Raw genomic sequence first — 11,839 nt, 5'->3', positions numbered from 1 at the left:
CTATGGAAGAAAACAATACGCCAAAGGAAAATAAATTTGATTTCTCTGATGAGGAGAAACAACAAGAAGCAGTAGATCAAAAAAAAGCAGCTGTTAAAAAAGATGCACAAGGGTTATTTAAGAGTATTAAAACCTTTATGCAAGAGCTACTTGATTTTAGAGAAGATACGGATAGAGATGCTACTATTGAAGCCATAAAGGCAGATATTCCTTTTAAAGGGGCAACTGCATGGATTTTAATATGCTCTATATTTGTGGCATCCATTGGATTAAATGCCAATAGTACTGCGGTTGTAATTGGTGCCATGTTAATTTCTCCATTAATGGGGCCAATACTTGGTGTTGGGTTATCTATTGCTATTAACGATATTGATACGCTTAAACGCTCGTTAATCAACTTAGCGATTATGATTGTGCTTAGTTTGCTAACGGCCTTTTTGTTTTTTAGATTTTTTCCTTTAAGCGAGGACACTTCAGAGCTTTTAGGTCGTGTACAACCAGATATTCGAGATGTACTAATTGCCTTTTTTGGGGGATTAGCTTTAATTATTGCCCGAACTAAAAAGGGAACAATAGCATCTGTTATTTTTGGAGTTGCAATTGCTACAGCATTAATGCCACCCTTGTGTACAGCCGGATATGGTTTAGCAAAAGGCAATTGGACCTACTTTGGCCAAGCCATGTATTTATTTACTATTAATACCATATTTATCGCATTAGCGACCTTTTTAGTACTTAAGATATTGCGTTTTCCAATGCTTAAATATGCTAATTCTGCAAAGCGTAAACGTACCGCTAGAATTGCATCTTTAGTCGCTATTATTGTTATGATACCTGCTATGTTTACCTTTTTAAGTGTACTTAGAGAAAGTCAGTTTAAAGTGGATGCTAAAGACTTTATTAGCATGGAGCTAAAGTCGTTACCAAACGCTAGTTATATTCAGAAATACGCAACGCCTAATTACTCTCCTACTGGAGAGTCTAATATAGAGCTGACTACTTTTGGTACAGATGTGATTTCTGACGATATGAAACACTTCTTAGAAAATAGATTACAAGAATATACCTATTTAAAAAATTCTAAATTATTAATTAATCAGACTAAAAATAGACAGATTAATAACTTAGAATATATGGAAGAGTTGCGCACAAGAGACTCTTTAGACTTAATGAGTCAGCAACAGAAAATCACATTTTTAGAAGATAAAGTTAGAGAGTTGTCTAAATTAGAACAAGGTTATGTTCCGTTTGAAGAATTATCTAAAGAGGTTAATATTAACTACGAAAATATCGAGTCGCTATCTTATGCAAGCGTTGTAAACTCTAACTTTAAAAGTATAGATACGTTAGCTGTGTTTCAGGTAAAATGGAATGATAGTTTGGCGGATGCTGCACAAGTGTCTAAAGAGAAAGATAAACTATACCGTTGGTTAAAATTAAAACTAAAATTAGATACGTTAGTTGTTAAACAAACAAACTAAATTTTAGGAGATACAATAATTATATACGCTACCATTCAGATCAAAGAGAAGTATTTGTTAATACAATATTGTATTCAATTAGTCTTTCTTCTGAATGATAGTGATACTTAATCTAAGTGATGTAATGCCTGTTAACCGCGTTCTTCCAAGTACATTTGACGTACTTTTTTGAATAGTTCTGAAGAGTAAACAAAGTCAGTTACTGCAGCATTATCCGTTTTAAAGATGTCGTAGCGAGAACCTTCCCATTCTTTTAAACCATTTTTCAGAAATACAATTTTCTCTCCAATTTGCATAACAGAGTTCATGTCATGTGAGTTGATTACGGTTGTAATTTGGTATTCTTCCGTTATTTCTTTAATCAGATTATCAATAACTATAGATGTTTTTGGATCAAGTCCAGAGTTAGGTTCGTCACAAAACAAGTATTTAGGTTTGTTTACAATAGCGCGTGCAATAGCAACACGTTTTTGCATACCTCCAGACGCTTCACTTGGCTTTTTGTGGTGTGCATCTTCTAGGTTAACACGTTTCAATACAAAGTTGACACGGTCTTCCATTTCGCTTTTACTTTGTTTTGTAAACATTTTAAGCGGGAACATAACATTCTCTGCAATAGTCATAGAGTCAAACAAGGCACTTCCTTGAAAAACCATACCTATATCTGCTCGCATGTTTCTTTTTTCGTCTTCGCTTAATTGCGTAAATATTTTACCATCATAAGCAATACTTCCTTGTTCGTAATCAAAAAGCCCCAAGAGACACTTTAAAAATACGGTTTTACCGGAACCACTTTGTCCAATGATTAAGTTGGTTTTACCTTTTTCAAAAGTAGTTGTAACCCCTTTTAAAATATGAGCGTCTCCAAACGATTTGTGTAAATTTTTTACTTCTATCATTGACTTAGTAGGAGTTGAGTTAATATATAATTTAAAAGGATAATCATTACACTAGTCCATACAAAAGATGTCGTACTAGCTTTACCAACTTCTAACGCACCACCTTTCATATAATAACCATGATAGGACGGTACCGTTGCTAAGATAAAAGCGAAAATTAGTGTTTTGATAAATGCGTAGGCCATATGAAATGGCTTAAAGTCTAGTTGGATACCTTCTATATAATCTGGCATTGTTGCGTAACCACCATAAACACAAGCAGCTAGTCCTCCCATAATTCCTAAAAACATAGAAATTGAAATAACAAATGGGTATAGTGTTAGCGCTATAAATTTAGGAAACACTAAGTAGTTTAAACTGTTTATTCCCATAACTTCTAGTGCGTCAATTTGTTCTGTAACACGCATGGTTCCGATACTAGATGTGATAAAAGACCCTACTTTTCCTGCCATAATTATAGACATAAAAGTAGGTGCAAATTCTAGAATAATAGATTGTCTTGTGGCAAAACCAACTAAGTTTTTTGGTATCCAAGGACTGTCAATATTTAATGCTGTTTGTATTGTAACAACACCACCTACAAAAAAGGAGATAAATGCGACAATACCAATGGAGCCGATAATTAAATCGTCAACATCTTTTAGTATTAATTTTTTCATTACAGACCACTTTGTAGGCTTGCGAAACATCTCGACAACCATTAAAAAGTACGTCCCAATATAGTGTAGGTAATTCATGTTTTATTTGTTACTGCTAAAATATAAAATTCTAGTAGGTATTTAACCTTAATTTCAAATTAGATGTTTTAAAATCTGTATTTTTGACCTCTAAAATTAAATTATCCAAAATGAGAGCGATACTATCAGTATTTGTGATATGTTTTCTGTTAAGTTGTCAGTCACAAAAAAGCGTTATTAAACCTAATGTTGCAACATTAAATACACAACCTAAACTTGTTGTAGGTGTAGTTGTAGATCAGATGAGATACGACTATTTAACTAGATTTTATAATAAGTATGGAGAGGGTGGATTTAGGCGTTTGATGTCACAAGGTTTTAATTGTAAAAACAATCATTTTAACTATGTGCCGACATATACAGGACCCGGACATGCTTCAATATTTTCTGGTACGACACCAAAAACACACGGTATAATTTCTAATAATTGGTACGACAAAGTCTCTGATAGTTATGTGTATTGTGCAGGTGATACAACAGTACAATCTGTAGGGACTACAAATAAAGCAGGGCAAATGTCTCCGCACAGATTAAAAACAACATCATTTGCAGATGAAAATAGATTGTTTACGCAAATGCGAGGAAAAACAATAGGTATTTCTGTAAAAGATAGAGGTGCTATTTTGCCAGCTGGTCATACTGCTAATGCGGCATATTGGTTTCACGGTGCAGATGAAGGGCGTTTTATTACTAGTACTTATTACCTAGAAACTTTACCTAGTTGGGTTAAAGCTTTTAATGATACTGGTGCTGCTGAAAGTTATTTAAAGGAATGGAATACATTATACGACATCAATACTTACACAGAAAGTGGGAGTGATTTAAATGCTTTTGAAGGAGGTTTTAAAGGAAAAGAAACTGCAACGTTTCCTTATGATTTAAAAGCATTGAGTAAAACCAATAGAGGTTATGATATTATTAAAGCAACACCTTACGGAAATAGTATTGTTGCAGACTTTGCAATTGCAGCCTTAGATGGTGAGCAGTTGGGACAGGATAATATTACGGATGTGTTAACGGTTAGTTTTTCTAGTACGGATTATGTTGGTCATAATTTTGGTGTTAATAGTAAAGAAGTGGAAGACACTTATATTAGATTAGATAAGGAGATCGAACGTTTACTAAATGCTTTGGATGCTAAAGTTGGTAAAGGTAATTATACATTGTTTTTATCTTCTGATCATGGTGCTGTTGAGGTGCCATCTTATTTAGAGTCTGTAAAAGTACCATCAGGATACTTTAATAATGATGCTTTTAAAAAGACGCTAAACGAGACAATCATTTCCAATTATAAAGCAGAATCGTTTATTAAAAACATAAGTAACAATCAAGTCTTTTTAGATCGTGAGGTTATCAAAGGTTATGGTTTAAACCTAATAGAAGTACAACAAGCTTTAGTGGATGTAATTATTGGTTACCCGCAAGTGTATAAAGCATATACTGCTAGTAGTATGACAAATGCTGAGTTTTCTAGAGGAGTAGAGCATTTACTTCAAAATGGGTTTAATCAAAAACGCTCAGGAGATGTATTATACGTTTTAGATCCAGCAGTTATTAGTTATAGCAAAACAGGGTCTACTCATGGATCTGCTTTAAATTATGACACTCACGTACCATTATTATTTTTTGGAAAAGGAATCAATACAGGAAGTACTTTACAACATACTACTATTCCTGATATAGCACCTACAATGTCTGCTTTATTAGGGATTAGTTTCCCAAATGGAGCATCTGGTAAACCTTTAGAATTTGTTTTAGAAAACTAGTCTTTAGAAGACTATATAAGTCTGTTTTAGTAAAATAAGATTATAAACAACAATGCCATACTTTTAATAAAGTATGGCATTGTTGTTTAATGTAACATTAAGTAAAAAGAGGTAATACCTAGCGCCTAGTAAAAAGATGCGTATTTATGACTTTACTATAAAGCAAAGTGATCTGTTGTTTAATGTTGTTCTAAGTAAAAGGGGGAGTGGCGTTTTCTTTTATTTTCTATAAAGGAAGTAATTGTCAACCAGCTCAATATAAGTTTCTTTGGCTTGGTCTGTTGTAATGTCTTTAATTTGAAATAAGGCATTGGCTTTAAACGCATTTATTATGCGCTTTTTACTGCTAGGGCTTTCGTAATTGTTTGTTGCCTTTTTATAATAAGCATACAAACGTAGTAGGAAATCTGCGGGAAAAGGTTCTGTATGCGCGTTAATACGCTCTACAGCATCTTCAAAAATAGTATTTAACTCTTCGGTAGTCATATGCTTACATTTCGGCAATAATACTTTCACCACCTTTTACTTTTTGGTTTAAGTTTACCTTAATCTTAGTGTCCAAAGGTAAAAATAAATCTACTCTCGAACCAAATTTGATGAATCCTGAGTCTTCACCTTGCGTTGCAGCGTCCCCTTGTTTAGCATAATTTACAATACGTTTAGCTAATGCTCCAGCAATTTGTCTGTATAAAACCTTACCGTAAGTTGGGTTGTCTACTACAACTGTAGTGCGTTCGTTTTCTGTACTAGCTTTAGGGTGCCAAGCTACTAGGTATTTTCCAGGATGATATTTACTGTAGGCCACTTGTCCGCCAATAGGATAACGTGTAACGTGTACATTTATTGGAGACATGAAAACACTTACTTGTAAGCGTTTCTCTTTAAAAAATTCAGGTTCAAATACTTCTTCTATCACAACAACTTTACCATCTACAGGAGATACAACTGTGTTGTCATTTAAAAGTGTGGTTCTTTTTGGGTTTCTAAAAAATTGGAGTATCAAAAATAAGAATACAAACAATGTGAAAAACAACAGGTATTGTAACCATTGTAGCGACACAAACTTATCTACCACCACTGCAAAAAGAGCCACCAGTAAAAAAGTAATTGCAATTATTTTAAAACCTTCTTTATGAAACATAATTTAAAATTCTTAGAAATAAATAAATAAAAGGAGCTGCAAATATCATGCTGTCAAAGCGATCCATTAGACCACCATGTCCAGGCATAATAACACCACTGTCTTTAACTTTTGCTTGACGCTTAAACTTAGATTCTATTAAGTCTCCAAGTGTGCCAAAAACGCTTATTATAACACTTAAAATTAACCAATGCGTAAAGGTTAATGTGTGGTCTGTAAAGATATAAATAAAATAGCTGGCAATACAGGCAAAAAATAAACCACCCAAAAAGCCTTCTACTGTTTTTTTAGGTGAAATACTTGGGAATAGCTTTTGCTTACCAAAATTCTTACCTACTAAATACGCAAAGGTATCATTGACCCATACTAATATAAACGATCCTAATATATAAACCGGTGTAAACTGGCCATTATGGTTTGCTATTAGTACTAAAAACACGAATCCGCTTGATAGGTAAAACGTAGTGATTATAAATCTTTTAGAACTAAATAAGGGTATTGTCTTTTCTGAAAATAAATCCTTAATTAAAAGCAATTGCACAAATAGTGTTATGACTTGCAGAATTTGTGTGGTCTCGTCTAGACCTTTGTCAGAACTCATTACAAGTTGCCAATATCCAAATATAAAATAGAGTACTGTAAATATAATATAAGGAAAAATGCTTTTTAGTTGAATAAGTTTACAAAACTCCATCAAGCAAATAAAGCCAAACACAAAAAACAACACAATAAAAGCGTGTTGGTTTAACAGTGAGGCTACTAGCAAACTTACGTATAAGAATCCTGAAAGTGCTCTGGTAAGGGTTTCGTTCATAAAACTAAAGGTCTTCTAAAAGCAACAAATATAGGTTTTTTGCACTGCTTCCGTAAGATAAAAAGTCTTTTTCCTCTTGCATTTTAAAATGCTTGATAGTCGTAATGTTGGTGGGTATCTTCGTGGTGTTTTTATTTTTAATTTCACGTAGACCTTCTCCTATGTTTGAAACAATTTGACTTGTTGTCGCAAAAACAATTACGTTGTTAGGAAATTCGTTAAGCTTTTTCTCTGCTAATTGGTTAGAGCAAACTAATAATGAGCCATCGTTGGCTATTAAGTTTTCGCAAGTGGTAATAAAATAGGTGCAATTTGATAGGCTGCTATCTGTTTTAAGTTGCGAAGATTTAAATCTGTCCTTTAAATTGGTATCGTAGAAAAATGCAGCGTCGTCTTCCCAGTTATTTTCTAGAATAATGTTGTTTAAGTTTTCAAACACTTCGTCTAGAGAATCACAATACAGGAATTTTCCACCGTTTTTTTTGAAGTTAATTGTAAAACTTTCGTCAATAGGAATGTCTTGGGTAGGCATATATCTGCCTCTTTCTTCAGACTTTAACTCTTCCTTTTTCTTCTGAGATTTAGAACTAAAAAGTTTCCTAAACAGACTCATTCGCGCGTTGCTATAATCAAAATTCCTTTATGGGATAATCAAATATAAAAAATCTTAGACTATCTGATGCGATAATCTAAGATTTTTAAATATATTATGATAAAATGATATTATTCTTCTTCCTTTGTTTCTATTTGAATTTTCTCAGATGGTTTTCTATCTATTTCAGCAAACGGACGTTTACCTAAAATTTCTTCTAAATCATCTTTAAAAATAACTTCTCTTTCAATTAGTCTTTCCGCCAAAAGTTTTAATACATCTTTTTTAGATTCTAATAAGTCTAAAGCACGTTGGAACTCAGTTTCAACAATGTTTTTGATTTCATTATCTATTAATTCAGATGTTTTTTCACTGTAAGGTTTAACAAAACCACTTTCTCCAGCTGGATCATAGTAAGTAATGTTTCCTACTTTTTCATTAAGACCATAAATCATAACCATAGCTTTTGCTTTTTTAGTTACATTTTCAAGATCACTTAATGCTCCGGTAGAGATTTCATTAAAGATTATTTTTTCTGCAGCACGTCCACCCATTGTTACACAGATCTCATCTAAAAACTTACTTGTTCTAGTTATAAATGCTTCTTGTGGTAAGTACCATGCAGCTCCTAAGCTACGTCCTCTTGGTACAATAGTAACTTTTACTAATGGGTCAGCATGTTCTAAAAACCAGCTTACTGTAGCGTGCCCAGCTTCGTGATAAGCGATTGTCTTTTTCTCTTCAACAGAGAATAAGTTACTACGCTTTTCTAAACCACCAACAATACGATCAACAGCATCTAAAAAGTCTTGCTTTTCAACAGCTTTCTTATCATGTCTTGCAGCAATTAAAGCAGCTTCGTTACATAAGTTTGCGATATCTGCACCAGAAAAACCAGGTGTTTGTTTTGATAAAAATTCAACATCTAGTCCTGCTACCTTTTTAAGTGGCTTAAGGTGTACTTCAAATATTGCTTTACGTTCTGTTAAGTTTGGTAGATCAACATGTATTTGTCTATCAAAACGTCCAGCACGCATTAATGCATTATCTAATATATCTGCTCTGTTGGTTGCAGCTAATACAATAACGTTTGTATTGGTTCCAAAACCATCCATTTCTGTTAGTAATTGGTTTAACGTGTTTTCACGCTCGTCATTACTACCTGACATTGCATTTTTACCTCTTGCACGTCCTATGGCATCAATTTCATCAATAAATATAATAGCAGGTGATTTCTCTTTAGCTTGCTTAAATAAGTCTCTAACACGAGAAGCTCCAACACCAACAAACATTTCTACAAAGTCAGATCCTGATAGAGAAAAGAAAGGAACTTTAGCTTCTCCAGCTACTGCTTTTGCTAATAACGTTTTACCTGTTCCTGGAGGTCCTACTAGTAAGGCTCCCTTTGGAATTTTTCCACCTAAGTTAGTATACTTTTCAGGATTTTTTAAGAAATCTACAATCTCTTGTACTTCTTCTTTTGCTCCTTCTAAACCAGCAACATCTTTAAAGGTTGTTTTAACTTCAGAATTTTCGTCAAAAAGTTTCGCTTTTGATTTTCCGATATTAAATATCTGTCCACCAGCTCCACCTCCTCCTCCAGAGGACATGCGACGCATTATAAATACCCAAACACCAATTAATAATATAAATGGTAAAAGGCTAAATAGTAATTCTCCCCAAGGGTTACTGTCTATGCTAAAAGTTAATTCGGCAGCTTTGTCTTTTCCTATTTCGGAGTTGATCTCTTTTATAGATTCTTGAAATAAAGCTAAGTCACCAAATTGAAATGAATAATTTGGAAGTTTAGCTGTTGTTGGAAAAATAGACGTTGGCTTAGACTTTTTATGTTCTTCTTTGGCTTCGGCTTCTTTTCTTAGGTAAACTTTTGCAGTAGTTTCGTTTATGATATCTACTTTTTCTACATCACCAGATCTCAAATATTCGAAAAATTGAGCAGGAGATGTTTTGCTTGTAGTGTCTGCGCTACTACCAAATACCTGAAGTGCTATGAAGAAAATAATAATACCTCCATAAATCCAATACGGATTAAATTTAGGTTTTTTTGGTGCTACTTTTTTATTTTTATCAGCCATGTATTGATTTTAATAGTTGGTTTCGATAACAGTTACTTTGGCATCTCCCCAAAGACTCTCTATATCGTAATATTCTCTAATTTGTTTCTGGAAAACATGTACCACAACGTTAACATAATCCATAAGTACCCACTCAGCATTGTCTTCACCTTCAATATGCCAAGGTTTGTCTTTAAGTGCTTTACTTACTTTTTTCTGGATTGCGCTAACAATAGCGTTTACTTGTGTGTTTGAAGTCCCTTCGCAAATTACAAAGTAGTCACAAACAGTATTTTCAATTTCTCTTAAATCAAGAATATTTATTTCTTTTCCTTTTACATCCTCAATACCTTCAACTATTGTTGAAATTAGGGCATCTATGTTTGGTTGTTCTTTCGACATTAATTATATTTAAATTTGTGCAAAGTTATTATTTTTAAGTTCTTTATACTCTAAAAAAATCATAAGATTTTATAATACGAAGATAAATATTAAATATGCGTATAATCAAACTTAATGCCACCGATTCTACAAATAGGTTTCTTCGCAATCTAAGTTTAGAAACTCCGGTCAAAGATTTTACTACAGTTGTTACTAACGACCAAACTAAAGGGCGTGGTCAAATGGGGACATCGTGGCAATCACAACCGTCCCAAAACCTTACTTTTAGTGTGTATAAGCAGTTTGGTGCGGTGCGTTTTGAAGATCAATTTAAGATTAGTATGGTGGTGTCTTTAGCTATTGTAAAAGTATTAGAGCGCATAAATATTCCTAAATTAAGTATAAAGTGGCCAAACGACATTTTGTCAGCAAATAAGAAAATTTGTGGTGTGTTGATTGAAAATGTCATAAAACAAAACCGTATTGAGTCTTCAATAGTTGGTGTTGGTTTAAATGTCAACCAAATAAAATATGATAATTTACCTCAAGCGAGCTCCTTAAAAAGTATTACTGGTGTACATTATGATTTAGATGAAATACTACAGTTGATACTAAATCAATTAAAAACAGAAATGGCTTTTATTGAAAATGATACGTTTGCAATTCAAGAAACTTACGAAGAGTATTTATTTAGAAAAGAAAAACCTTCAACATTTGAAAAAGCTGAAGGTTTGTTTTCTGGTATTATAAAAGGGGTTTCTAAAGAAGGTTTATTAAAAGTAATGGTCGAGGACCAAATTCTAGAAACCTTTGATTTAAAAACTATTAAGCTATTGTATTAATTGCTTTAGGCATATTAGTAGCTAAAGTTTCGATAAATTTATTGATAGGACCTTTAATCATCATAGCCATCATTGCATTAAATTCACCTTCAAAAGTTAGTTGTACTTCACTTTTGTTAGCTTCAATTTCAGTAATATCTGCAATTAAAGAAAAGTCTAATTTACCTCCCGCAGCGCCAAGTACTATTCTGCTATTAGGTGTCATTTCTTTCTTTTTTAAGACTATTTCTGGCATTCCTTTTAATGCAAACAAAAATTTGTCTTCTCCTAATACTTCAAACTTGCTTATGTTTTCTGGCATTAAGGTTTCAAAGTTTTTTACATCGCTTAAAAAATTAAACGTGTCTTCTGTAGATTTATCTAAGGTTGCTTTTGGGCTTTGTAATTTCATTATATAATGGTCTTTATTTTATTAAAATTGTATTGTACTAAATAATAGTGCAACTATTGCATAGTATCAATTAGCGTTCCAAACACTTGGATTGGCATTCCAAAGACTTAAAGTTTCAATTTCTTTATCAGAAATATAATTACTAGAAGCAGCTTCCGTTAATAGGTTTTCGTAATTACTTAATGTGTGTAGTGTGATGTTTTCAGTTTCAAAGTTTTCTTTTGCGACGTCAAATCCGTAAGAGAAAATAGCAACCATTCCTTTTACATTAACATTAGCCTCCTTTAATGCTTTTACTGCATTAAGGCTGCTTTTTCCTGTGCTTATTAGATCCTCAACGACCACTACATTTTGACCACTTTCTATATGACCTTCTATTTGGTTTTTTCTTCCATGACCTTTTGCTTCAGGACGGACATAAATAAACGGTAAGCTTAAATATTCTGCAACTAACATACCGATACCTATGGCACCAGTTGCTACACCCGCAATAACATCAGGTTTACCATAATGTTCTTCTATAAATTTACTCATTTCCTCTCTAATATAATTACGTACTGGAGGATAAGATAATACGACGCGATTATCACAGTAAATGGGAGATTTCCAACCAGATGCCCAAGTAAATGGTGCGCTAGGTTGAAGTTTGATCGCATTAATTTGTAATAAAACTTTTGCGGTTTGTCTGGCTGTTTGTTTGTTGAAAATCATATGGCAAAA

At 33.1% G+C, this 11,839-nt stretch carries 13 protein-coding genes; 3 read left to right on the top strand and 10 right to left on the bottom strand.

Features of this window, described 5'->3' with window-relative positions; genetic code table 11:
- The first annotated feature begins 2 nt into the window (after positions 1 to 2).
- A complete protein-coding gene (locus BMZ09_RS13545) occupies positions 3 to 1,481 on the top strand; it encodes a DUF389 domain-containing protein (RefSeq protein WP_090841541.1) in 1,479 nt (492 codons plus the stop codon).
- A 131-nt stretch (positions 1,482 to 1,612) separates the two neighbouring features.
- Here the strand turns inward: BMZ09_RS13545 and BMZ09_RS13540 are convergent, their stop codons facing one another.
- Complete coding sequence (locus BMZ09_RS13540) at positions 1,613 to 2,380, bottom strand: ABC transporter ATP-binding protein (protein ID WP_090841539.1); 768 nt, start codon at positions 2,378 to 2,380, stop codon at positions 1,613 to 1,615.
- Positions 2,377 to 3,117 (bottom strand): MlaE family ABC transporter permease, encoded by a 741-nt coding sequence (locus BMZ09_RS13535; protein ID WP_090841537.1) that lies wholly within the window; start codon positions 3,115 to 3,117, stop codon positions 2,377 to 2,379. The genes BMZ09_RS13540 and BMZ09_RS13535 overlap by 4 nt, the downstream gene beginning before the upstream one ends.
- Positions 3,118 to 3,227: 110 nt before the next feature.
- Between BMZ09_RS13535 and pafA the strand changes: the two genes are divergently transcribed.
- Positions 3,228 to 4,883, top strand: a complete 1,656-nt coding sequence (gene pafA, locus BMZ09_RS13530; protein WP_090841535.1) for an alkaline phosphatase PafA — start codon at positions 3,228 to 3,230, stop codon at positions 4,881 to 4,883.
- Positions 4,884 to 5,102: 219 nt separating this feature from the next.
- Here pafA and BMZ09_RS13525 read toward each other — a convergent pair whose 3' ends face one another.
- The 6 genes from BMZ09_RS13525 to rsfS form a co-directional block, all read right to left on the bottom strand.
- Positions 5,103 to 5,369, bottom strand: a complete 267-nt coding sequence (locus tag BMZ09_RS13525) for an acyl-CoA-binding protein (protein WP_090841533.1) — start codon at positions 5,367 to 5,369, stop codon at positions 5,103 to 5,105.
- A gap of 4 nt (positions 5,370 to 5,373) precedes the next feature.
- Positions 5,374 to 6,024, bottom strand: coding sequence for a phosphatidylserine decarboxylase family protein (locus BMZ09_RS13520; RefSeq protein WP_090841531.1), 651 nt, complete (start codon positions 6,022 to 6,024; stop codon positions 5,374 to 5,376).
- On the bottom strand, positions 6,014 to 6,838 hold the full coding sequence (locus BMZ09_RS13515; protein ID WP_090841528.1) for a phosphatidate cytidylyltransferase: 825 nt from the start codon (positions 6,836 to 6,838) through the stop codon (positions 6,014 to 6,016). The genes BMZ09_RS13520 and BMZ09_RS13515 overlap by 11 nt, the downstream gene beginning before the upstream one ends.
- Before the next feature lie 4 nt (positions 6,839 to 6,842).
- Positions 6,843 to 7,451, bottom strand: a complete 609-nt coding sequence (locus BMZ09_RS13510) for an LUD domain-containing protein (RefSeq protein ID WP_090841527.1) — start codon at positions 7,449 to 7,451, stop codon at positions 6,843 to 6,845.
- 110 nt (positions 7,452 to 7,561) lie between these two features.
- A complete protein-coding gene (gene ftsH / locus BMZ09_RS13505; RefSeq protein WP_090841525.1) occupies positions 7,562 to 9,526 on the bottom strand; it encodes an ATP-dependent zinc metalloprotease FtsH in 1,965 nt (654 codons plus the stop codon).
- A gap of 9 nt (positions 9,527 to 9,535) precedes the next feature.
- On the bottom strand, positions 9,536 to 9,907 hold the full coding sequence (gene rsfS / locus BMZ09_RS13500) for a ribosome silencing factor (protein ID WP_090841523.1): 372 nt from the start codon (positions 9,905 to 9,907) through the stop codon (positions 9,536 to 9,538).
- 95 nt (positions 9,908 to 10,002) lie between these two features.
- Between rsfS and BMZ09_RS13495 the strand changes: the two genes are divergently transcribed.
- A complete protein-coding gene (locus BMZ09_RS13495; protein ID WP_090841522.1) occupies positions 10,003 to 10,728 on the top strand; it encodes a biotin--[acetyl-CoA-carboxylase] ligase in 726 nt (241 codons plus the stop codon).
- Here BMZ09_RS13495 and BMZ09_RS13490 read toward each other — a convergent pair.
- Together BMZ09_RS13490 and pyrE are read right to left on the bottom strand one after the other, a co-directional pair.
- Positions 10,712 to 11,119, bottom strand: a complete 408-nt coding sequence (locus BMZ09_RS13490; protein ID WP_090841520.1) for an orotate phosphoribosyltransferase — start codon at positions 11,117 to 11,119, stop codon at positions 10,712 to 10,714. The genes BMZ09_RS13495 and BMZ09_RS13490 overlap by 17 nt on opposite strands.
- 66 nt (positions 11,120 to 11,185) lie before the next feature.
- A complete protein-coding gene (pyrE, locus tag BMZ09_RS13485; RefSeq protein ID WP_090841517.1) occupies positions 11,186 to 11,830 on the bottom strand; it encodes an orotate phosphoribosyltransferase in 645 nt (214 codons plus the stop codon).
- Positions 11,831 to 11,839 lie beyond the last annotated feature (9 nt).

The organism is Olleya namhaensis (assembly GCF_900114005.1).
Classification (GTDB): domain Bacteria; phylum Bacteroidota; class Bacteroidia; order Flavobacteriales; family Flavobacteriaceae; genus Olleya; species Olleya namhaensis.
Note: the sequence above shows the minus strand (reverse complement) of the source record. Positions and strands in the feature narration are given on the sequence as shown.